The organism is Streptomyces sp. NPDC014907, assembly GCF_055562975.1.
This window is the reverse complement of sequence record NZ_JBVHEG010000002.1, coordinates 91,271-110,577: the sequence shown is the minus strand read 5'-3', so window position 1 is coordinate 110,577 and position 19,307 is coordinate 91,271. Positions and strand designations below refer to the sequence as shown.

The window sequence follows — 19,307 nt, the reverse complement described above, 5'->3', positions numbered from 1 at the left end:
GTCAGGCCCCGGGCGTCTCCGGGGCACCGCCCTCGCCGTCCGGGGTGGTCGCGTCCGGACGCTCGGGCAGTTCCGCGGCGAACGCCGCCGCGGCCTGGACCAGGGGAAGCGCGAGCAGTGCCCCGGTTCCCTCACCCACATGGACGCCGTGGTCGAGCAGCGGGTTGAGCGCCATCCGGTCCAGCGCCTTCGCCTGCGCCGGCTCACCGCTCACCTGGCCCGCCAGCCACCAGTCCGGGGCCCGGAACGCCGCCCGCTGCGCCACGAGCGCGCAGGCCGCGCCCACCACCCCGTCCAGGATCACCGGCATCCGCCGCACCGACGCCTGGAGCAGGAAGCCCGTCATCGCCGCCAGATCCGCGCCGCCGACCGCCGCGAGCAGCTCCAGCTGGTCGCCGAGGACCGGCCGGGCCCGCCGCAGCGCGTCCCGGATCGCCGCGCACTTGCGCATCCACGCCAGGTCGTCGATCCCGGCCCCGCCGCGGCCGGTCACCACCGAGGCGTCCGTCCCGCACAGGGCCGCGATCAGGGTGCACGCCGGGGTCGTGCCGCCGACGCTCAGGTCCCCGAGCACCACCAGATCGGTGCCCGAGTCCGCCTCCTCGTCCGCGATCGCGACGCCGAGCCGGACCGCCGCCTCGGCCTCCCCGGCCGTCAGCGCGTCCTCCACGTCGATCCGGCCGCTCCCGCGCCTGATCCGGTGCCGCACCACCCCGGCGGGCAGCAGCCCGGGATCGCAGTCCAGGCCGGCGTCCACGACCCGCACCGGCACCCCCGTGGAACGGGCCAGCACGGCCACCGGGCTCGCCCCGTCCAGGACCGCCCGCACCAGCTCGTGCGCGGTACCGGCCGCGCGGCCCGACACGCCCAGTGAGGCCACCCCGTGGTCGCCCGCGAACAGGACCGCCTTCGGCTGCCCGATCGTCCGCACCCGGGCCGAGGCCTGCGCGGCGGACAGCCACTCGCCCAGCTCGTCCAGCCGGCCGAGCGCCCCCGGCGGCACGACGAGCCGTTCCCGGCGCTCTTCGGCGTCCCGCCGTATCCCCCCGTCGGGGCGCTCGATCAGATCGGAGAAGTCGTCCAGGTTCACGGTTCCGCCTTGTGACAATCAGCGAGGTCCACAGGTGTTCGCACCCTACCCGCGCAGCACGAGGACCTGTCCCGCGACCACCAGCAGCACCTGCTCGCACTCGTCCGCGAAGGCCGCGTTCAGCCGCCCCAGCTCGTCGCGGAACCGCCGCCCCGCCGCCGTCGCGGGCACCACGCCCGAGCCGGTCTCGTTCGTCACCGCCACGACCGTGCGGCGCGTCGCCCGCACCGCCGCCACCAGCTCCGCCGTCCGCTCCCGCAGCGCCTTCCGGCCCCGGGCCTCCCACTCCGCGTCGTCCCAGGCGCCCACCCGGTCCATGGCGTCCGTCAGCCACAGCGACAGACAGTCGACCAGGAGCGCCGGACCGTCCTCCGCGAGCAGGGGCACGAGGTCGCAGGTCTCGACGGTGCGCCACGAGGCGGGCCGCCGCTCCCGGTGCAGGCCCACCCGCTCCGCCCACTCCGGGTCGCCCTCCCGCCGGCCGCCGGTCGCCACGTACACCACCTCGGGGAAGGTCTCCAGGCGCCGTTCGGCCTCCACCGACTTCCCCGACCGGGCCCCGCCGGTCACCAGGGTCCGCCGCGGCACGTCCGGCACCTCGTGGTACTCGCCCACGTACAGCGTCGTCCCGTCCGGCACCGCCCGCGCGCCCGCCGCCGCGAGCCGCCGGTCCAGTTCGGAGCCCACCGGCGCGCCGTGGTCCAGGTGCGCCGCGACCACGTCGGTGGCCGGACCCACGGCCCCGCTCGCCCGCAGCCGGGCCAGCGCGTCCGGGCGGCCCGTCACATCGGCCACCACCAGGTCGTACGGCGTCCGGTGGTCCTCCGGGAGCCCCGCCGGGGCCCCGCCCGGCGGCAGGTAGAGCAGCCGCTCGCCGTCCGCCGAGGTCACCTCGTACCCGGTCCCGGGGGAGTCCATCGGCACCGCCCGGACCCGGTGGCCGCTGATGAGCGTCAGCTCCCGTCCGTCCGGCACCCGCCCGGCCGTCGGGAGCCCCGGCGGGAGCTCCAGGGGCGGCCCGTCGTGCGGATGGGTGAGCAGCACCTGCCGGACGCCCACGAGCGAACGGCCCGACCGGGCGGCGGCGAGCACGGCCCCCGGGGTGAGGTCCAGCAGCAGGGCCCCGTCCACGAGCAGCGCGGTCGCGGCCCGCGCGCGCGGGCCGCGGGAGAGCGCGCACACGGCGCAGGGGCAGTCGGGGCGGGGGAGGCCGCGCGGGGCGCCGGTGCCGAGCAGAGTCAGTTCCACCCCCAGATCCTCCCGCGCCACCGCGAGGCGTGCGCGCCCGGCTACGCTGCGGGCAGGAAACCGATCATCCAGTGGGCTCCAGGAGGCTTGCATGGCATGGACGTGGCGGTTCGAGAAGGCCGACGGCACGGAGGTCGAGCCGGTGGTGACTCCCGAGGAGTTCACCACCCAGGGCGACGCGGAGAGCTGGATCGGGGAGCACTGGCGTGACCTCCTGGGCGGCGGCGCCGAGCAGGTGACCCTCTCGGAGGACGGCACGAAGGTCTACGGCCCGATGCCCCTGAACGCGGAGGGATAGGGCGCCCGTCCGGCGGCGGAGGGCGCGGGGCCGGAGTCCCGCGCCCCTTCCGGCCCGGTCACATCTCGCCCAGCGTGACCTCGGTCTTCTTCGTCTCCGTGCCCCGCACGTACGTCACCGTCACCTTCTCGCCCGGCTTCCGCGAGGCCAGCGCCTCCGACAGGGAGGTGATGGTCGTGATCTCGTCGTCGCCGAGCCGCGTGATCACGTCGCCCGGCCTGAGGCCCGCCCGGCCGGCCGCGCCGCCCGCGGGCGCCTCGACCACCGCCACGCCCGCCGGCTCGTAGTCGTCGCTCAGGACCGTGCGGCCGGTGACGTTCAGGGCCGCCCGGCCCGAATCCGTCACCTTGCCGTTCTTGATGATCTGGTCCGCGATCGTCCGCACCGTCGAGGCGGGGATCGCGAAGCCGATGCCGGGCGCCGCGCCCCCGCCCAGCTCCGGGTCGGACGCCGCGAGGGTCGGGATGCCGATGACCTCGCTGTCGAGGTTCACCAGGGCGCCCCCGCTGTTCCCGGGGTTGATCGCGGCCGACGTCTGGACCATGTTCGCGATGGTCGCGCCCGTGCCGCCGCCGGTCCGCCCCTCGCTGACCGTCCGGCCGGTGGCCGAGACGATGCCCTGGGTCACGCTGCCGGACAGCCCCAGCGGGGAGCCCATGGCGAGCACGATCTGCCCCATGTCCACGGTGGAGGAGTCGCCGAACCTGGCCGCCTTCAGCCCCTGCGGCACGGTGCTCAGGCGGAGCACCGCCAGGTCCTGCTCCGGGTACGAGGCGACGAGCCGCGCCGTCACCGGCTGCCCGCCGGTGGCCGCCGTGACCTTGAAGCTCTTCTCCTGGCCGACGACGTGCGCGTTGGTGACGATGTGGCCCTTGGCGTCGTAGACGACCCCGGAGCCGAGGCTGTCCGACGCGTCGATCTGCACGACGGACGGCAGGACGTCCTTGATGGCGGCCCGGTAGTCGTCCTGGAGCCCGCGGGCGGCGAGCGGCGCGGCCGCCCGGGTGGGCCGCTCCGGCGCGGAGGCGTCCCCCGCGGCGGAACAGGCCCCGACGAGCGCGGCGGCGCAGACCCCGGCGGCCGGCGGAAGGAGGAGGCGGCGGACACGGGTACGGGCGCGGGCACGGGATACGTCCATGTCCGGAGTATCCGTTCCCTCCCGTTCCCGGGCCCGGCGAGCGCACCCGATCAGGGGGAGCCCCGGGAGGGGCCCCGCCCCGGGCCCGGAGCCGAGGGGTGGCGCACAAGGCCCTGAGCCGGGGAGCGCGCAAGGCCCGGAACCGGGCCTTCCGCGACGTCCTTCAGCCCCGCACCCCGCACAGGTGCAGCAGCGCCGCGATCCGCCGGTACGGGTCCGTGCGGCCCGCCCGTTCCTCGGCGGCGAACAGCCGGTCCAGCTCGTCGGCGGCGGGCAGGCCCACCTCGGCCGGGACGCCGTCGGTGAAGATCCGCACCCCGTACCAGGCGTGCAGCGGCGCCGCGATCCCCGAGAGCGTCGACGTCAGCGCGTCCAGCCGGTCGGCCCGCACCTTCACGCCGTCGTCGTCGGTGTATACGTCGGAGTCGAAGCCCGCGAGCGCCCCCGCCCAGTCCCCGGCGATCCCCGGCCGCATGGCCAGGGCGTCGGCGTTCCGCACCACCAGGGAGAGCAGGCCCCCCGGGGCCAGCATCCGGGCCAGGCCCGCGAGCAGCGCGTCCGGCTCGTCCGCGTACATGAGCACGCCGTGGCAGAGGACCACGTCGAAGCTGCCGGGCAGGAAGTGCACCCCGGTCTCGCGCCCGTCGCCCTCGATCAGCCGGACCCGCTCGCGGATGCCGGCGGGCTCGGTCGACAGCGACTCGCGGGCCGCCTTCAGGAGGTCGGGATCGGCCTCCAGACCGGTCACCGTGTGCCCGGCCCGCGCCAGGCGCAGGGCCTGGACGCCCTGCCCCATCCCCGCGTCGAGGATGCGCAGCCGCTGCCCCACGGGGTACCGGCCCGTTATCTGCTCGTCGAGCTGGCGGGCGACGATCTCCTGGCGAATGGTGTCGCGCAGCCCGCCGGTCCCGGCGGGCCAGTGCGTGACGACGGGCAGGACGGGGCCGCCCGTACCCGGCGTCGCTCCGCCGGACACGGACCCGCCGGCTTCCGGGCCGTCGGTGCTCAGGGCCGCTCCCCGCGCTTGACCTGCGGCTTCGGCAGCCGCAGTCGGCGCATCTGGAGCGTGCGCATCAGGCCGTAGGCCACGGCCCCGCGCTTCGGCTCGTTCGGGAAGCGCTCGTGGAGCTGCTTCCGCAGGCGGAGCCAGATGCCGATCGAGTCGATGACGATCAGGACGATCACGCCGAGCCAGAGGAGCAGCGAGATGTTCTGCAGCCCCCGGTTGGCGTTGCCGAACAGCGACAGCACGAGGATCACCACGGCCATCGGCAGGAAGTACTCGGCGATCGCGAACCGCGAGTCCACGAAGTCGCGCACGAAGCGGCGGACCGGACCCTTGTCGCGGGCCGGCAGATAACGCTCGTCGCCACTGGCCAGCGCCTCGCGCTGACGGGCCAGGTCCGAGCGGCGTGCCTCGCGCTGGCGCTTGGCGGCCTCCTTGCGGTCGGTCGGCACCGTCGCGGCACGACGGCGCTGGGACTGCGCCTCGCTCCGCTTCGGCGTCGGGCGGCCCTTGGGGGCCTGGGGGTCGCGGGGCTGCTGGGTGGAGAGGTCCGCCGTCACCTTGTCGGTGGGGGCCTTCTCTTCCTTCGAACGGCTACGGAACACAAAACCCAAGGGTACGGGGTGGGGGGCATGAACCCCATGCCGGGCGGGAACGATCCGCTAACGGACCGCGTCCTCGGCGGTGGGGGAGGGGACGGGTGCGCGTCTCCCCGGGATGCGCCTACTCCCTGCGCGGGAGGCAGCGCCGCGCGCAGTCGTCCTTGGGGAGGAGCGCATCCCGCTCCGAACAGTGCGGTAATGGAGTCGGGGCCCGTACTGTGGACCTTGTTGGAAGAGTCGGCCGAGTCCGTCAGAAGGGGGCGCGCGAAGCCCATGAGCGGTGTCATGAAGCGTATGGGGATGATCTTCCGCGCGAAGGCGAACAAGGCCCTTGACCGGGCCGAGGACCCGCGCGAGACGCTCGACTACTCGTACCAGAAGCAGTTGGAGCTGCTCCAGAAGGTGCGGCGGGGCGTCGCCGACGTCGCCACCTCCCGCAAGCGGCTCGAACTCCAGCTGAACCAGCTGCAGGGCCAGTCCGCCAAGCTGGAGGACCAGGGCCGCAAGGCGCTGGCGCTCGGCCGCGAGGACCTGGCGCGCGAGGCGCTGTCCCGGCGGGCCGCGCTCCAGCAGCAGGTCGGCGACCTGGAGACGCAGCACCGGACGCTGCAGGGCGAGGAGGAGAAGCTCACCCTCGCCGCTCAGCGCCTCCAGGCCAAGGTCGACGCCTTCCGCACCAAGAAGGAGACGATCAAGGCGACCTACACGGCGGCCCAGGCGCAGACCCGGATCGCCGAGTCGTTCTCCGGCATCTCGGAGGAGATGAGCGACGTCGGCCTGGCGATCCAGCGGGCCGAGGACAAGACCGCCCAGCTCCAGGCGCGCGCCGGGGCGATCGACGAACTGCTCGCCTCGGGCGCCCTGGACGACCAGTCCGGGCTCGCGAAGGACGACATCCAGGCGGAGCTCGACCGGCTGTCCGGCGGCACGGACGTCGAGCTGGAGCTCCAGCGGATGAAGGCCGAGCTGGCGGGCGGGCCGTCGGCGCAGCAGCAGGCCATCGAGGGCGGCGGGACGGCGGCGCCGCAGGACCGCGACCGGCAGCAGTCCCACCCGCGCTTCGAGAAGTAGGAGAACGGCCGGCGGTTCCCGGCGGCCCCGGAGAACAGGACGCGTCATGATCGTACGGATCATGGGGGAGGGCCAGCGGAGGCTGGCCGACGGCCACCTCGCCGAGCTGAACGTGCTCGACGAGGAACTGCTCGCGGAGACGCGGGCGGGGGACGAGGACGGGTTCCGGCGGACGTTCGGCGCCCTCCTCGACGCCGTCCGGCGGCTCGGCGAGCCGCTTCCCGACGACGCCCTGGAGCCTTCGGAGCTGATCCTCCCGGCTCCGGACGCGAGCCTCGAAGAGGTCAGGGCGATGCTCTCCGGCGACGGCCTCATCCCGAACTGACCCGCCGCGACCGGCTCTTTCCGCACGGAGGTCCCGCCACCCCGAGGGGTGGCGGGACCTCCGTTCTCTTCGCGCCCTCCGTGTTCCCCGGCTCCCGGTCTCCCGGGCGGGGAATCGTTACGGCAGTGCCAGCATCCGCTCCAGGGCCAGCTTCGCGAAGCTCTCCGTCTCCTTGTCGACCCGGATCTGGTTGACGAGGTTGCCCTCGGCCAGCGACTCCAGGGTCCACACCAGGTGCGGCAGGTCGATGCGGTTCATGGTCGAGCAGAAGCAGACCGTCTTGTCGAGGAAGACGATCTCCTTGCCCTGGTCGGCGAATCGGTTCGCCAGCCGCCGGACCAGGTTCAGCTCCGTGCCGATGGCCCACTTGGAACCGGCCGGGGCCGCCTCCAGGGTGTTGATGATGTACTCGGTCGAGCCCACGTAATCCGCGGCGGCGACGACCTCGTGCCGGCACTCGGGGTGGACGAGGACGTTCACCCCCGGGATGCGCTCGCGCACGTCGTTGACCGACTCCAGCGAGAAGCGGCCGTGCACCGAGCAGTGACCCCGCCACAGGATCATCTTCGCGGCGCGCAGCTCCTCGGCGGTGAGCCCGCCGTTCGGCTTGTGCGGGTTGTAGAGCACGCAGTCGTCCAGGGACATGCCCATGTCGCGGACGGCGGTGTTGCGGCCCAGGTGCTGGTCCGGCAGGAAGAGCACCTTCTCGCCCTGCTCGAACGCCCAGTTCAGGGCCCGCTCGGCGTTGGACGAGGTGCAGATGGTGCCCCCGTGCTTGCCGGTGAAGGCCTTGATGTCGGCCGAGGAGTTCATGTACGAGACGGGCACGACCTGCTCGGCGATCCCGGCCTCGGTCAGCACGTCCCAGCACTCGGCGACCTGCTCGGCGGTGGCCATGTCGGCCATCGAGCAGCCGGCCGCGAGGTCGGGCAGGACGACCTTCTGGTCGTCGCCGGTGAGGATGTCGGCCGACTCCGCCATGAAGTGCACGCCGCAGAAGACGATGTACTCCGCCTCCGGCCTGGCGGCCGCGTCGCGCGCGAGCTTGAAGGAGTCGCCGGTGACGTCGGCGAACTGGATGACCTCGTCGCGCTGGTAGTGGTGGCCGAGCACGAAGACCTTGTCCCCGAGCTTCTCCTTGGCGGCGCGGGCGCGCTCCACGAGGTCCGGGTCGGAGGGCGACGGCAGGTCGCCCGGACACTCCACGCCGCGCTCGCTCTTCGGGTCGGCCTCGCGGCCGAGCAGGAGCAGGGCGAGCGGCGTCGGCTGGACGTCGAGCTCATGACGGGTTTGGGCCGTGGTCACGTCACGCACCCTTTCTTCGGGGAACCTTTTCGTCTAAATGACGCTATCTATCATAACCTCTTCGCGTCACGTTGACGACGGCCATAGTGTCCATGTGACGAATTCGCCGCCTCCGCGTCCGGCGCGGGGTGTGCGAGCATGAAGGAGGAAGACACACTCGGCCCGGAATGAATCCGGGGCACCGCCGGTTGCAACCGGCGGCAAGCAGTCTCCGTACACACCGGGAGAGAAGCAGATGTCCGTATCGGACGAGAAGACCACTGTCAGCGACGGCATCCTCCTGTCCGACGCCGCCGCGGCCAAGGTGAAGGCCCTCCTCGACCAGGAAGGCCGTGACGACCTGGCCCTGCGCGTCGCCGTTCAGCCCGGCGGCTGCTCCGGCCTGCGTTACCAGCTCTTCTTCGACGAGCGTTCGCTCGACGGCGACGTCGTGAAGGACTTCGACGGCGTCAAGGTCGTCACCGACCGCATGAGCGCCCCGTACCTGGGCGGCGCCTCCATCGACTTCGTCGACACCATCGAGAAGCAGGGCTTCACCATCGACAACCCGAACGCCACGGGCTCCTGCGCCTGCGGCGACTCGTTCAGCTAGTCCGTACGAACCGGAGGGCGGCGGCCCGGGACTTCCTCCCGGGCCGCCGCCCTCCGGCGTGCGCGGGCGGACGTCAGCGGCGCGGCACCGTCCCGCCGCTCGCCGCGTCCACCACCGGCCGCGAGCCGAGCGGGGCGTCCAGGGCCACCGTCCTGGTGACCTCCACCGCGGTGAGGACGCACACCCGGCCGGGATCGACCGGCGCCTCCTCCATCCGGACGGAGACCCGCTCCGGACTCTCCTCCGCCGTGACCGTGTACGTGCTGCACACGCCGCCCCAGAAGGTGACCGCCAGCTTCCGGCCGCCGTCCTCCACCCGGTACGACTGGACGCGCCGGGGCACCGCCGTGTCCTCGCCGGGCGCCGGCGGGGACGTCACGGGCGGTGCCGGGCTGCGCGGCTCCACCGCCGCCCGCGCCACCGTGTACGGCGCCGCGTCCACCGGGTCCGCCGTGAACAGCCACGCCGGCACGAGCTGACGCTCGCCGTCCACGTCCTGTGCGGCCAGCCCGAACACCGCGCCCGTCACCGGCACCTCGACCGGCGCGGCGGGTTTCCCGGCCGGCGGGCAGGGCGCGGCGGTCCCGGCCGCCGGCCTCCCGGAACCGGGCACCCCGGCCCCCGGCCCAGCCGGCTCCTCCCGCCCGGCGGTCCCGGCACCCGGCCCCTCCGGCCCGGACGCCCCGGCACCCGGCTTCCCGGCGCCGGTCCCGTCCTCCGCCGGCGCGCCCGTGCCGCAGCCGCCGGCCGGACCCGTGCCCCTGCCCGCCTCCTCGTTCAGCGCGGCGAGCGTCTTCTCCGCCCCGAGCACGGGGTACGAGGCGCCCGCGACCGGCTCCTTCAGCGTCCCGCTCCCGGAGAGCACCCGGCCGTCCGGCCCGACGCGCAGCCCCGTCGACCAGCCGTGGGTCGGAAGGCCGCCCACCACCGGATCGGCGTCGACCACGCGCACGGACCCGTTCGTCACCCGTGCGGCGTCCACCTTCGCGTCGTCCTGGCCCAGGACCTTCAGGACGGGGGCCGCCGCGGCCCTCGCCGCCGCCTCGCTCACCGGCGAGCCGCCGCGCGGGGGCTTCACCTCGCCCGGCGGGGGACACGCCTTGCCCTTGAGACAGGTGTCGCCGACCGGTCCGCCGTCGTACCAGGAGTACGTCCAGTTCCCCGGGGCCTTCCGGGACACGTCGAGACGCGGCCCCGAACCGTCCTTCTCGGGGCGGATCGTCCAGACGTCCCCCACCGCCACGGGACGGCCCGTCATGCCCAGGGCCCCGGCGAGGCGGGTCACCTCCGCCGGGGCGACCGGGCCCCCGGGCCGGTGGACGGCGGCCGAGGAGGGGCCTTGGGGGAGGGGACCCACGGCCTTGTAGACGATCCCGCGGGGGCCGCCGGGATCGGGCTCGCCGGGCGCGATCCCCGGGCCGCCGCCGTCACCGCCCTCCGTGCGCGGGGCGGACGACGCCCCGGCCGGGGCGGCACCGGCCCGGCCCGCGCCGCCGTCACCGGACGCGGCGGTGGCGAGGTACACCCCGCCGCCCCCGGCGAGCAGCACGCCCGCCGCCACCGAGGCGGTCAGCAGTGTCCGCCGCCTCCGACCGTTCTCCGTACCGCTCACGGCATCGCTCCTTCGGCCCCTGCCCCCCTTCTGGAGGACGGGGGTGGGACGGGACGGACGCCCGGACGGTTCCGTCAGCCGCCGTACTCGGCGGTGGCGTCGATCAGCCGGGCCGACGCGGCCGGCACGTCGACCCCGAGGATCAGCGCGGGGGAGACCGGGGCGGGAGCGGGCCCGGCCGGCGTCACCCAGTGGGGGGCCATCCGCGCGCCGTCGCCGCACAGCTGGGCGAGGCTCGGTTCGGACTCGTATCGCTCACCGGGAGCGGGGAAGAGGGTCATGGCCGCACCGTACGCACCCCGCGCCTCCGGGGAAAAGACCTACTCTGGGGTAGTTTCAACTGTTCGGCAGGGCGACCGCCACCGGGTAGCGTGAACTGTCATTACCGCCTTCCCGCAGGAGCGCCCCGTCGTGCGTATCGCAGTCACCGGCTCCATCGCCACCGACCACCTCATGACCTTCCCCGGGCGGTTCGCCGACCAGCTGGTGGCCGACCAGCTCCACACGGTGTCCCTCTCCTTCCTCGTGGACAACCTGGACGTGCGCCGGGGCGGCGTCGCCGCCAACATCTGCTTCGGCATGGGCCAGCTCGGCGGCCGCCCGCTCCTGGTGGGCGCGGCGGGCTTCGACTTCGACGAGTACCGGGCCTGGCTCGACCGGCACGGCGTGGACACCGGTTCGGTGCGGATCTCCGAGGTCCTGCACACCGCCCGCTTCGTGTGCACCACGGACCGGGACCACAACCAGATCGGCTCCTTCTACACGGGCGCGATGAGCGAGGCCCGGCTGATCGAGCTCAAGGCCGTCGCCGACCGGGTGGGCGGGCTGGACCTGGTCCTCATCGGCGCCGACGACCCCGAGGCGATGCTCCGCCACACCGAGGAGTGCCGCACCCGGTCGATCCCCTTCGCCGCCGACTTCTCCCAGCAGATCGCGCGCATGGACGGCCAGGAGATCCGCACCCTCCTGGACGGCGCCACCTACCTCTTCTCCAACGAGTACGAGAAGGGCCTCATCGAGTCCAAGACGGGCTGGACCGACGAGGAGATCCTCTCCCGCGTCGGCCACCGCGTCACCACCCTGGGCTCGCGCGGCGTGCGCATCGAGCGGGCCGGCGGGGACCCGGTCGAGGTCGGCTGCCCGGAGGAGACGGCCAAGGTCGACCCGACCGGCGTGGGCGACGCCTTCCGCGCCGGCTTCCTCACCGGTCTGACCTGGGGCGTCGGCCTGGAGCGCGCCGCGCAGGTGGGCTGCATGCTGGCCACCCTGGTCATCGAGACCCTGGGCACCCAGGAGTACACCCTGCGGGGCGCCCACTTCATGGAGCGCTTCACCAAGGCGTACGGCGAGGACGCGGCGGCGGAGGTCCGGTCCCACCTGGTCTGACTCCGGGGACCCGCCCGTCCGGCCCTCGCGCGGGGGCCGGACGGGGCGCGGGCTCACACCAGCCGGCGCACCACGTACGCGCTCCCGCCTCCCGCCGAGCCCTTCTCGCCCACGTACTCCTGCCCCCGCATCTCGCACCACGCCGGAATGTCCAGCCGGGCCGCCTCGTCGTCCGAGAGGACCGTCAGCGTGCCGCCGACCGGGACGCCGCCGATCGCCTTCGCCAGTTCGATCACCGGGACCGGGCAGCGCCGGCCCCGCGCGTCCACGACGGGCGAGGCGGGGCCGGCCGCCGGGGCCGCGACCGGGGCGCCCAGCCGCTCCCGCACCTCCGCCACCACCCCCGGCAGCACGTCGAGGAAGCGGTCCACGTCCTCCTCCGCCGTGCCGGCCGGCAGGGACACCCGGACGTTCCCCTCGCTCAGCACCCCCATCGCCCGCAGCACATGGCTGGGCGTCAGCGTCGAACTCGTGCACGACGAACCGGACGAAACGGAGAAACCGGCCCGGTCCAGCTCGTGCAGCAGCGTCTCCCCGTCGACATAGAGACAGGAGAAGGTGACCAGATGGGGAAGGCGCCGCACCGGATCGCCCACCACCTCCACGTCCGGCACCAGCTCCGGCAACCGCGTCCGGAGGCGGTCCACGAGCCCCCGCAGCCGCGCCCCCTCGGCCTCGGCCTCCGCCCGGACCGCCCGCAACGAGGCCGCCGCCGCCACGATCGCCGGCAGGTTCTCGAAGCCCGGCGCCCGGCCCGACTCCCTCTCGTCCGCCGGGCCTTGCGGGGCGAACCGCACCCCCTTCCGCACGGCCAGCAGCCCCACCCCCGCCGGACCGCCCCACTTGTGCGCGCTCGCCGCGAGCAGCGACCAGCCCTCCTCCACCGGGCCCCAGGCGAGCGACTGGGCCGCGTCCACGAGCAGCGGCACCCCCGCCTCCCGGCAGGCCCCGGCCACCTCCGCCACCGGCTGCGCGGTCCCCACCTCGTGGTTGGCCGACTGGAGGCACGCCAGGGCCGTCCCCCCGGCCAGGGCCGCCGCGAAGCCCGCCGCGTCCACCGCCCCGGTCCGGTCCACCGGCACCTCCGTCACCGTCCCGCCCGCCGCCGCGTGCGCTTCGGCCGCGTGCAGGACGGAGGAGTGCTCGACCGCCGACACCACGATCCGGTTCCCGGCGCGCCGGCGGCCCGCGAGCGCTCCGGAGACCCCCGCGTGAACCGCGCGTGTCCCCGAAGGAGTGAACACGAGCTCGTCCGGGCGGCAGCCCACGGCCTCCGCGGCGGCCTCCCGCGCCGCGTCGAGCAGCATCCTGGCCCGCCGCCCCTCCCGGTACAGCCGGGCCGGGTCGGCCCAGCCCTCGTCCAGGGAGGCGAGCAGCGCCTGACGGGCGACGGGGTGCAGCGGGGCGGCGGACGCGGCGTCGAAGTACGGCATCCGCCCACGGTAGAACGTGCGGGAGCCCCGCCCCCGCGCGCCCCGCCCCGCCTCCGCCCCCGCGCAGCCCGCCCCGCCTCCGGTCCGAGCCACCTCGCCCCGTCCCGGGCCCGGGACGCCCCGCCCCGCCCCGCCTCCGGTCCGAGCCACCCCGCCCCGCCCCGGGTCCGGTCCGCCCCGCCCGCCGCCGCTCCGGTGAACTCCCGTCAGAACCCCCGCCGGCCCCGGCGCCAGAGCGCCGAACGGGTGAGCCGGACCCTCTCCGGAACCCCGGACTCCACCCCTTCGGGGAGTCGGACGGCGCGTTGGGCACCCTCCCCGCGCGACCCCAAATAGCGTCCAGTAGGGTTTGGTCCGCATAAACATCCAAACCCCTGCCCGCGGCACGGGGCGGCGACCGACCAGCGAGACGGACGGCCGTGGCCGACCAAACGCGGGCCGAGACTCTCGGGAAGGCGCTACGTGAGTCCCAACGGCTCCGACCGCTCGTCGCGGCGCCCGATGCGGCGGAAGCTGCCGCAGGTGCTGACTGCGGGCCTGATCCTGGCGACAGCCACCGGCTGCTCGTACAACTGGGAAGATTTCCCCCGCCTCGGTATGCCCACCCCCGTCACGGAAGAGGCGCCTCGGATCCTCTCCCTGTGGCAGGGCTCGTGGGCCGCCGCACTCGTCACCGGCATCCTGGTGTGGGGCCTGATCCTCTGGGCCGCCATCTTCCACCGGCGCAGCCGGACCAAGGTCGAGGTACCTCCGCAGACCCGTTACAACATGCCCATCGAGGCGCTGTACACGGTCACCCCCCTCATCATCGTCTCGGTGCTCTTCTACTTCACCGCGCGCGACGAGTCGAAGCTCCTCGAGCTCTCCCCGAAGCCGGCCCACACCATCAACGTGGTCGGCTACCAGTGGAGCTGGGGCTTCAACTACGTCGAGAGCGTGCCCGGAGTGAAGGGCGACGCCAAGACGGACAAGAACCTGGAGACTGTGCCGGAGCGGTACAAGAACCAGTTCCCGGACAACGCCGGCGGCGTCTACGACGCGGGCATCCCGGGCGACCGCAACCCCCAGACCGGCAACCCGGGACCGACCCTGTGGCTGCCGAAGGGTGAGAAGGTCCGGTTCGTCCTGACCTCCCGCGACGTCATCCACTCCTTCTGGGTGGTTCCCTTCCTGATGAAGCAGGACGTCATCCCGGGGCACCCGAACGCCTTCGAGGTCACTCCGACGCAGGAGGGCACGTTCCTCGGCAAGTGCGCCGAGCTGTGCGGTGTCGACCACTCCCGGATGCTCTTCAACGTCAAGGTGGTCTCTCCGGAGCGCTACCAGCAGCACCTGAAGGAGCTGGCGGAGAAGGGGCAGACCGGCTACATCCCGTCGGGCATCGACCAGACGGCCCCGGCCAGGAACGCGGAGAAGAAGCAACTGTGAGCATCCTCAACGAACCCCAGGGTGCGGCCGCGGCTGAGGAGCCTTACGAGAACGAGGTTCCGGTACGCCGCAAGCAGCCCGGCAATGTCGTGGTCAAGTGGCTGACCACCACCGACCACAAGACGATCGGCACGCTCTACCTGGTCACGTCGTTCGTCTTCTTCTGCGTCGGCGGACTCATGGCGCTCTTCATGCGCGCCGAGCTGGCCCGTCCGGGTACGCAGATCATGTCGAACGAGCAGTTCAACCAGGCGTTCACGATGCACGGCACGATCATGCTGCTGATGTTCGCGACGCCGCTGTTCGCCGGTTTCGCCAACTGGATCATGCCGCTGCAGATCGGCGCGCCCGACGTGGCGTTCCCGCGGCTGAACATGTTCGCCTACTGGCTCTACCTCTTCGGGTCGATCATCGCGGTGGCCGGCTTCCTCACCCCGCAGGGTGCGGCCGACTTCGGCTGGTTCGCCTACTCCCCGCTGTCGGACGCCGTCCGCTCGCCGGGCGTCGGCGCCGACATGTGGATCATGGGTCTGGCCTTCTCCGGCTTCGGCACGATCCTCGGCTCGGTCAACTTCATCACCACGATCATCTGCATGCGCGCCCCGGGCATGACGATGTTCCGCATGCCGATCTTCACCTGGAACGTGCTGCTGACCGGTGTCCTGGTCCTGCTCGCCTTCCCGGTCCTGGCGGCCGCGCTGTTCGCCCTGGAGGCGGACCGGAAGTTCGGCGCCCACGTCTTCGACGCCGCCAACGGCGGCGCGCTGCTGTGGCAACACCTCTTCTGGTTCTTCGGGCACCCAGAGGTGTACATCATCGCCCTGCCGTTCTTCGGCATCATCTCCGAGGTCATCCCGGTCTTCAGCCGCAAGCCGATGTTCGGCTACATCGGTCTGGTGGCCGCGACCATCGCGATCGCCGGCCTGTCCGTGACCGTGTGGGCGCACCACATGTACGTCACCGGTGGCGTGCTCCTCCCGTTCTTCTCCTTCATGACGTTCCTCATCGCCGTTCCGACCGGCGTGAAGTTCTTCAACTGGATCGGAACGATGTGGAAGGGCTCGCTGTCCTTCGAGACCCCGATGCTCTGGGCCGTCGGCTTCCTGATCACCTTCACCTTCGGTGGTCTGACCGGCGTCATCCTGGCCTCGCCCCCGATGGACTTCCACATCTCCGACTCGTACTTCGTGGTGGCGCACTTCCACTACGTCGTCTTCGGCACCGTCGTCTTCGCGATGTTCTCCGGCTTCCACTTCTGGTGGCCGAAGTTCACCGGCAAGATGCTCGACGAGCGCCTCGGCAAGATCACGTTCTGGACGCTGTTCATCGGCTTCCACGGCACCTTCCTGGTGCAGCACTGGCTCGGTGCCGAGGGCATGCCGCGCCGTTACGCGGACTACCTGGACGCCGACGGCTTCACCGCGCTGAACACGATCTCGACGATCTCCTCGTTCCTGCTCGGCCTGTCGATCCTGCCGTTCCTCTACAACGTCTGGAAGACCGCCAAGTACGGCAAGAAGATCGAGGTCGACGACCCGTGGGGCTACGGCCGTTCGCTCGAATGGGCGACGTCCTGCCCGCCGCCGCGGCACAACTTCCTCACCCTGCCGCGGATCCGTTCCGAATCCCCGGCGTTCGACCTGCACCACCCTGAGATCGCCGCTCTCGACCAGCTCGAGAACAAGCCGCACGAGGCCGAGGCCCTCACGGGCAGCAAGGAGGCCGGCAAGTGAAGATCCAGGGCAAGATGTTCATCTGGCTGAGCGTCTTCATCCTCGGCATGGCGATCCTCTACGGCGTCTGGTCGAAGGAGCCCGCCGGCACGACGGCGCTGTTCCTGGCGTTCGGCCTGGCCCTCATGATCGGCTACTACCTGGCCTTCACGGCCAAGCGTGTCGACGCGATGGCGCAGGACGACAAGGAGGCCGACGTCGCGGACGAGGCCGGTGAGGTGGGCTTCTTCGCCCCGCACAGCTGGCAGCCGCTCTCGCTGGCCATCGGCGGCGCGTTCGCCTTCCTCGCCGTCGCGATGGGCTGGTGGCTGCTGTACTTCTCCGCCCCGCTGATCCTGGTCGGCCTCTTCGGCTGGGTCTTCGAGTTCTACCGCGGCGAGAACCAGAACCAGTAGCGGTACCCCGCTCCGCACCGGAGCGCACCGAGGGGCCCGGAAGCTTCGTCACCGAAGCGTCCGGGCCCCTCTTTTGCAGCACTCGGCGCGCCCGGCCCGGGGATTGTTCTTACGGTGAGTCCATGAACGACACGCCGCGCATCCGGATTGTTGTGAGCTGTGCCCTGCTGGCCGCGGCCGTCACCGCGAGCGCCACCGGGTGCACGGCACGGAACGAACGCCCGCTGACGCCGAAGGCGTACGACGCGGCCGGTCCGCTCACCGTCAGCGCCCCCTCCGACGGGACCAGGGCCGACCCCGAGAAGCCCCTGGAGATCACCGCCGGGGACGACGGGGACCGGATCGCCGACGTCACCGCCCTCGACGCCGCGGGGCGCCACCTGGCGGGCGACCTCACCGCGGACGGGCGTCGCTGGCGCTCCACGGCCTCCCTGGCGGCCGGCACCCGCTACACGGTCCGGGTGACCACGGAGGACGAGGAGGGCGCCCCGGGGGTCCGTACGTTCACGTTCGAGACGGCTCCGGCCCAGCGGGCCCTGACCGCCGTCTTCGGGCCGGAGGCGGGCACGTACGGCGTCGGGCAGCCCATCACCGCCGACCTCAGCCTCCCCGTCAAGGACAGGGCCTCCCGGGCGATCGTCGAACGGGCCCTCAAGGTCCGCTCCACGCCCTCCGTCGAGGGCTCCTGGTACTGGGTGGACGACAAGAAGCTGCACTTCCGCCCGAAGGAGTACTGGCCCGCCGGCGCGCGCGTCACCGTCAGCGGCAACCTGGACGGCCTCAAGATCGGCGACAAGCTCTACGGGGGCGCCTCCGCGCCGCTGAAGCTCACCATCGGCGACCGGGTCGAGGCGATCGCGGACGCCGGGTCGCACCACATGACGGTCAAGCGCAACGGAGAAGTGATCAACACCATTCCGGTGACCACCGGCAAGCCCGGCTTCTCCACCCGCAACGGCACCAAGGTGGTGCTCGGCAAGGAGTACTACGTCCGGATGCGCGGCACCACCGTCGGCATCTCCGAGGGCAGCTCGGAGTCGTACGACCTGCCCGTGTACTACGCCACCCGGGTGACCTGGAGCGGCGAGTACGTGCACGCCGCGCCGTGGTCGGTCGGCTCGCAGGGCGTGGCGAACGTCAGCCACGGCTGTGTCGGCATGTCGACCGGGAACGCGGCCTGGTTCTTCGAGAACGTGCGTCCCGGCGACGTCGTCAGGACCGTCAACAGCGAGGGCGACACGATGGAGCCCTTCGGCAACGGCTTCGGCGACTGGAACCTGACGTGGGAAAAGTGGCGTCAGGGCAGCGCGCTGGTGGAGGCCGCCGGGGAGCCGGTGACCTCCACCCAGAAGGCCCGCCTGCGGCCCTCGCTCTGATCAGCTCACGCGCCGACCGGGAGCCGGGAGCGCAGCAGGGAGGCGAGGGAGGCCGCGAGGTCGACGGGGTCGACGGGGAGGGTGACGGCGGCGTCGGCGCGGCTCCAGGTGGCCAGCCAGGCGTCCTGGGGGCGTCCGATGAGCAGCAGGACCGGGGGGCAGTGGAAGACCTCGTCCTTGATCTGGCGGCAGACGCCCATGCCGCCGGCGGGTGCGGCCTCGCCGTCCAGGACGCACACGTCGACGCCGCCCTCGTCCAGGCGTGCGAGGAGCGCGGGCAGGGTGGCGCACTCCACGAACTCGACCGGGGGGACGTCGGCCGCGGGCCTGTTCCCGGCCGCGAGGCGCACCTGCGCGCGGGTGTTCGCGTCGTCGCTGTAGACCAGGACCGTGGCACTCGACTGCATCGTTCCTCCGTGGGGAAGTCCGTGGGACGGTCGTCGACCGATGCGGCGGATGCTACTCCGCTCCACTGCCCGTCAACACCCGTTCGCCAACCGTTCGAAGGGTGGTTCCCGCCCCTCCCACTGGGCCGTTCGGGCTGGACACACCCCCCTGACACTCCGAACGGCACCCCCCGGAGTGAGGGCGGGATAAGCGACCGACATAATGTCGGTCGTGGCGACAGTAACGACAGTAGAAACAGGGCACGCGCACCCGTCGGTCAATCGACCGAACCTCACCAGCGTCGGAACCATCATCTGGTTGAGCTCCGAGCTGATGTTCTTCGCGGCCCTCTTCGCGATGTACTTCACCCTGCGATCGGTGACGGGTGCCGAGTTCTGGGCAGAAAAGGCCTCGGCGCTGAACTTCCCGTTCTCGGCGACCAACACCACGATCCTGGTGCTCTCCTCCCTCACCTGTCAGCTCGGCGTCTTCGCCGCCGAGCGGGGCGATGTGAAGAAGCTCCGGACGTGGTTCATCATCACGTTCGTGATGGGTGCGATCTTCATCGGCGGACAGGTCTTCGAGTACACCGAGCTGGTCAAGAAGGACGGGCTCTCCCTGTCCTCGGACCCGTACGGCTCGGTGTTCTACCTGACCACCGGCTTCCACGGTCTGCACGTGACAGGCGGTCTCATCGCCTTCCTGCTGGTCCTGGGCCGGACGTACGCCGCCAAGAGGTTCACCCACGAGCAGGCAACCGCCGCCATCGTCGTGTCCTACTACTGGCACTTCGTCGATGTCGTCTGGATCGGCCTCTTCGCCACGATCTACATGATCAAGTAATCGGATCCGCCACCACGGCGGACCGAGACATCCAGCAAG

Annotated in this window: 20 protein-coding genes; 10 read left to right on the top strand and 10 right to left on the bottom strand. The window is 72.5% G+C overall.

All coding sequences use genetic code 11. The features are described 5' to 3' along the window. Position 1: 1 nt before the first annotated feature. Entirely contained in the window at positions 2-1,090 is a 1,089-nt protein-coding gene (cobT, locus tag ACZ3IL_RS05900; protein ID WP_467387041.1) for a nicotinate-nucleotide--dimethylbenzimidazole phosphoribosyltransferase, read from the bottom strand. 45 nt (positions 1,091-1,135) lie between these two features. Continuing rightward, positions 1,136-2,338 (bottom strand): bifunctional adenosylcobinamide kinase/adenosylcobinamide-phosphate guanylyltransferase, encoded by a 1,203-nt coding sequence (locus tag ACZ3IL_RS05895; RefSeq protein WP_467387039.1) that lies wholly within the window; start codon positions 2,336-2,338, stop codon positions 1,136-1,138. Positions 2,339-2,429: 91 nt separating this feature from the next. Between ACZ3IL_RS05895 and ACZ3IL_RS05890 the strand changes: the two genes are divergently transcribed. Then, on the top strand, positions 2,430-2,636 hold the full coding sequence (locus ACZ3IL_RS05890) for a hypothetical protein (RefSeq protein WP_467387037.1): 207 nt from the start codon (positions 2,430-2,432) through the stop codon (positions 2,634-2,636). Positions 2,637-2,694: 58 nt separating this feature from the next. Here the strand turns inward: ACZ3IL_RS05890 and ACZ3IL_RS05885 are convergent, their stop codons facing one another. The 3 genes from ACZ3IL_RS05885 to ACZ3IL_RS05875 form a co-directional block, all read right to left on the bottom strand. After that, positions 2,695-3,774: a S1C family serine protease gene (locus tag ACZ3IL_RS05885; RefSeq protein WP_467387035.1), complete on the bottom strand. Its 1,080-nt coding sequence runs from the start codon at positions 3,772-3,774 to the stop codon at positions 2,695-2,697. Between the two features lie 163 nt (positions 3,775-3,937). Further along, complete coding sequence (locus tag ACZ3IL_RS05880; protein ID WP_467388165.1) at positions 3,938-4,672, bottom strand: class I SAM-dependent methyltransferase; 735 nt, start codon at positions 4,670-4,672, stop codon at positions 3,938-3,940. Between the two features lie 107 nt (positions 4,673-4,779). Further along, positions 4,780-5,385 carry a DUF3043 domain-containing protein gene (locus tag ACZ3IL_RS05875; protein WP_467387033.1) on the bottom strand — a complete coding sequence of 202 codons (606 nt, stop codon included), beginning with the start codon at positions 5,383-5,385 and terminating at the stop codon, positions 4,780-4,782. A 195-nt stretch (positions 5,386-5,580) separates the two neighbouring features. Here ACZ3IL_RS05875 and ACZ3IL_RS05870 point away from each other — a divergent pair, with 195 nt between their 5' ends. Both ACZ3IL_RS05870 and pspAA read left to right on the top strand, forming a co-directional pair. Then, on the top strand, positions 5,581-6,453 hold the full coding sequence (locus tag ACZ3IL_RS05870; protein WP_467387031.1) for a PspA/IM30 family protein: 873 nt from the start codon (positions 5,581-5,583) through the stop codon (positions 6,451-6,453). A gap of 46 nt (positions 6,454-6,499) precedes the next feature. Then, on the top strand, positions 6,500-6,778 hold the full coding sequence (pspAA, locus tag ACZ3IL_RS05865; RefSeq protein WP_467387029.1) for a PspA-associated protein PspAA: 279 nt from the start codon (positions 6,500-6,502) through the stop codon (positions 6,776-6,778). A gap of 117 nt (positions 6,779-6,895) precedes the next feature. On the opposite strand, the gene nadA is transcribed toward pspAA, so the two are convergent. Continuing rightward, positions 6,896-8,083 (bottom strand): quinolinate synthase NadA, encoded by a 1,188-nt coding sequence (gene nadA / locus ACZ3IL_RS05860; RefSeq protein WP_467387027.1) that lies wholly within the window; start codon positions 8,081-8,083, stop codon positions 6,896-6,898. Between the two features lie 235 nt (positions 8,084-8,318). On the opposite strand from nadA, the gene ACZ3IL_RS05855 reads away from it, so the two are divergent. Beyond that, on the top strand, positions 8,319-8,675 hold the full coding sequence (locus ACZ3IL_RS05855) for a HesB/IscA family protein (RefSeq protein WP_018848827.1): 357 nt from the start codon (positions 8,319-8,321) through the stop codon (positions 8,673-8,675). Positions 8,676-8,748: 73 nt separating this feature from the next. Here the strand turns inward: ACZ3IL_RS05855 and ACZ3IL_RS05850 are convergent, their stop codons facing one another. Together ACZ3IL_RS05850 and ACZ3IL_RS05845 are read right to left on the bottom strand one after the other, a co-directional pair. Continuing rightward, positions 8,749-10,287, bottom strand: coding sequence for a hypothetical protein (locus ACZ3IL_RS05850; protein WP_467387025.1), 1,539 nt, complete (start codon positions 10,285-10,287; stop codon positions 8,749-8,751). Between the two features lie 74 nt (positions 10,288-10,361). Continuing rightward, entirely contained in the window at positions 10,362-10,568 is a 207-nt protein-coding gene (locus ACZ3IL_RS05845) for a hypothetical protein (RefSeq protein WP_467387023.1), read from the bottom strand. Positions 10,569-10,698: 130 nt separating this feature from the next. Here ACZ3IL_RS05845 and ACZ3IL_RS05840 point away from each other — a divergent pair, with 130 nt between their 5' ends. After that, a complete protein-coding gene (locus ACZ3IL_RS05840) occupies positions 10,699-11,673 on the top strand; it encodes a carbohydrate kinase family protein (protein WP_467387021.1) in 975 nt (324 codons plus the stop codon). A gap of 53 nt (positions 11,674-11,726) precedes the next feature. On the opposite strand, the gene ACZ3IL_RS05835 is transcribed toward ACZ3IL_RS05840, so the two are convergent. Then, on the bottom strand, positions 11,727-13,106 hold the full coding sequence (locus tag ACZ3IL_RS05835; RefSeq protein ID WP_467387019.1) for an aminotransferase class V-fold PLP-dependent enzyme: 1,380 nt from the start codon (positions 13,104-13,106) through the stop codon (positions 11,727-11,729). A 462-nt stretch (positions 13,107-13,568) separates the two neighbouring features. Between ACZ3IL_RS05835 and ctaC the strand changes: the two genes are divergently transcribed. The 4 genes from ctaC (at position 13,569) to ACZ3IL_RS05815 (ending at position 18,038) form a co-directional block, all read left to right on the top strand. Further along, on the top strand, positions 13,569-14,534 hold the full coding sequence (gene ctaC, locus ACZ3IL_RS05830) for an aa3-type cytochrome oxidase subunit II (RefSeq protein ID WP_467387017.1): 966 nt from the start codon (positions 13,569-13,571) through the stop codon (positions 14,532-14,534). Then, positions 14,531-16,267, top strand: a complete 1,737-nt coding sequence (ctaD, locus tag ACZ3IL_RS05825; RefSeq protein ID WP_467387015.1) for an aa3-type cytochrome oxidase subunit I — start codon at positions 14,531-14,533, stop codon at positions 16,265-16,267. Before ctaC ends, ctaD begins: the two co-directional genes overlap by 4 nt. Then, positions 16,264-16,662, top strand: a complete 399-nt coding sequence (locus ACZ3IL_RS05820; protein ID WP_467387012.1) for a cytochrome c oxidase subunit 4 — start codon at positions 16,264-16,266, stop codon at positions 16,660-16,662. Before ctaD ends, ACZ3IL_RS05820 begins: the two co-directional genes overlap by 4 nt. A 122-nt stretch (positions 16,663-16,784) precedes the next feature. Then, positions 16,785-18,038 carry a L,D-transpeptidase gene (locus ACZ3IL_RS05815; protein WP_467387010.1) on the top strand — a complete coding sequence of 418 codons (1,254 nt, stop codon included), beginning with the start codon at positions 16,785-16,787 and terminating at the stop codon, positions 18,036-18,038. Between the two features lie 5 nt (positions 18,039-18,043). Here ACZ3IL_RS05815 and ACZ3IL_RS05810 read toward each other — a convergent pair whose 3' ends face one another. Continuing rightward, complete coding sequence (locus ACZ3IL_RS05810) at positions 18,044-18,445, bottom strand: hypothetical protein (protein ID WP_467387008.1); 402 nt, start codon at positions 18,443-18,445, stop codon at positions 18,044-18,046. A 202-nt stretch (positions 18,446-18,647) separates the two neighbouring features. On the opposite strand from ACZ3IL_RS05810, the gene ctaE reads away from it, so the two are divergent. Then, positions 18,648-19,268, top strand: a complete 621-nt coding sequence (ctaE, locus tag ACZ3IL_RS05805) for an aa3-type cytochrome oxidase subunit III (RefSeq protein WP_467387006.1) — start codon at positions 18,648-18,650, stop codon at positions 19,266-19,268. The last annotated feature ends 39 nt before the right edge of the window (positions 19,269-19,307 follow it).

What these genes read in the sequence shown, in the direction of transcription:
- ACZ3IL_RS05890 (WP_467387037.1), top strand. Translation starts at nt 2,430, where the DNA reads ATGGCATGGACGTGGCGGTTCGAGAAGGCCGACGGCACGGAGGTCGAG.
- ACZ3IL_RS05885 (WP_467387035.1), bottom strand. Translation starts at nt 3,774, where the DNA reads ATGGACGTATCCCGTGCCCGCGCCCGTACCCGTGTCCGCCGCCTCCTC.
- ACZ3IL_RS05870 (WP_467387031.1), top strand. Translation starts at nt 5,581, where the DNA reads ATGGAGTCGGGGCCCGTACTGTGGACCTTGTTGGAAGAGTCGGCCGAG.
- pspAA (WP_467387029.1), top strand. Translation starts at nt 6,500, where the DNA reads ATGATCGTACGGATCATGGGGGAGGGCCAGCGGAGGCTGGCCGACGGC.
- ACZ3IL_RS05855 (WP_018848827.1), top strand. Translation starts at nt 8,319, where the DNA reads ATGTCCGTATCGGACGAGAAGACCACTGTCAGCGACGGCATCCTCCTG.
- ACZ3IL_RS05845 (WP_467387023.1), bottom strand. Translation starts at nt 10,568, where the DNA reads ATGACCCTCTTCCCCGCTCCCGGTGAGCGATACGAGTCCGAACCGAGC.
- ACZ3IL_RS05835 (WP_467387019.1), bottom strand. Translation starts at nt 13,106, where the DNA reads ATGCCGTACTTCGACGCCGCGTCCGCCGCCCCGCTGCACCCCGTCGCC.
- ACZ3IL_RS05815 (WP_467387010.1), top strand. Translation starts at nt 16,785, where the DNA reads ATGAACGACACGCCGCGCATCCGGATTGTTGTGAGCTGTGCCCTGCTG.
- ACZ3IL_RS05810 (WP_467387008.1), bottom strand. Translation starts at nt 18,445, where the DNA reads ATGCAGTCGAGTGCCACGGTCCTGGTCTACAGCGACGACGCGAACACC.
- ctaE (WP_467387006.1), top strand. Translation starts at nt 18,648, where the DNA reads ATGTCGGTCGTGGCGACAGTAACGACAGTAGAAACAGGGCACGCGCAC.